7 tRNA genes are annotated in these 871 nt (G+C 49.8%); all 7 read left to right on the forward strand.

Going from position 1 to position 871, the window contains the following annotated elements:
* Positions 1-4: 4 nt before the first annotated feature.
* The 7 genes from EDI28_RS25970 to EDI28_RS26000 all read left to right on the forward strand — a co-directional run bounded on the left by EDI28_RS25970 (position 5) and on the right by EDI28_RS26000 (position 869).
* Positions 5-79 (forward strand) — tRNA-Gln (locus EDI28_RS25970).
* A 49-nt stretch (positions 80-128) separates the two neighbouring features.
* Positions 129-205 (forward strand) — tRNA-Met (locus EDI28_RS25975).
* 29 nt (positions 206-234) lie between these two features.
* A tRNA-Leu gene (locus EDI28_RS25980) sits at positions 235-321 on the forward strand.
* Between the two features lie 41 nt (positions 322-362).
* Positions 363-447: transfer RNA gene (locus tag EDI28_RS25985), tRNA-Leu, on the forward strand.
* Between the two features lie 79 nt (positions 448-526).
* Positions 527-611: transfer RNA gene (locus tag EDI28_RS25990), tRNA-Leu, on the forward strand.
* 54 nt (positions 612-665) lie between these two features.
* Positions 666-740: transfer RNA gene (locus EDI28_RS25995), tRNA-Gln, on the forward strand.
* Between the two features lie 44 nt (positions 741-784).
* A tRNA-Leu gene (locus EDI28_RS26000) sits at positions 785-869 on the forward strand.
* Positions 870-871 lie beyond the last annotated feature (2 nt).

Below are 871 nucleotides of genomic sequence, written 5' to 3' on the forward strand. Positions count from 1 at the left end.
TTGTAGGGCTATCGCCAAGCGGTAAGGCAGCGGCTTTTGATGCCGCCATTCCCTGGTTCGAATCCAGGTAGCCCTGCCACCTTTTCAAGGTGGCGATTATCATGTATAGTCGTCAGCCTGTAAAAAACGGCTACGTAGCTCAGTTGGTTAGAGCACATCACTCATAATGATGGGGTCACAGGTTCGAATCCCGTCGTAGCCACCATTTTCTCTAACAAGAAAATGATACCACGTGCGGTGGTGGCGGAATTGGTAGACGCGCTAGCTTCAGGTGCTAGTGTCCGCAAGGACGTGAGGGTTCAAGTCCCTCCCTCCGCACCAAAATTTAAAGTCAATGCTCATGAGTATTGATAGCAACAAATGCGGAAGTGGCGGAATTGGTAGACGCACCAGATTTAGGTTCTGGCGCCGCAAGGTGTGAGAGTTCAAGTCTCTCCTTCCGCACCATATTATTTAGCTTGGAACACCAATTCCCAGGCTAGAAAATACAATCAGAGATACATCAGCYTGCCATAGCTGAATAAATGCGGAAGTGGCGGAATTGGTAGACGCACCAGATTTAGGTTCTGGCGCCGCAAGGTGTGAGAGTTCAAGTCTCTCCTTCCGCACCATTCTCTCTGATTAACTTCTCTGTTATCGAGAAGGCTCTGTAAAGAGCACCCTGTAGGGCTATCGCCAAGCGGTAAGGCAGCGGCTTTTGATGCCGCCATTCCCTGGTTCGAATCCAGGTAGCCCTGCCATATTTAACCTAACGTTCTATTCTCTCGAATAAACGGTAAGTTATGCGGAAGTGGCGGAATTGGTAGACGCACCAGATTTAGGTTCTGGCGCCGCAAGGTGTGAGAGTTCAAGTCTCTCCTTCCGCACCATT

It is taken from the genome of Photobacterium chitinilyticum (assembly GCF_004104355.1).
GTDB lineage: Bacteria > Pseudomonadota > Gammaproteobacteria > Enterobacterales > Vibrionaceae > Photobacterium > Photobacterium chitinilyticum.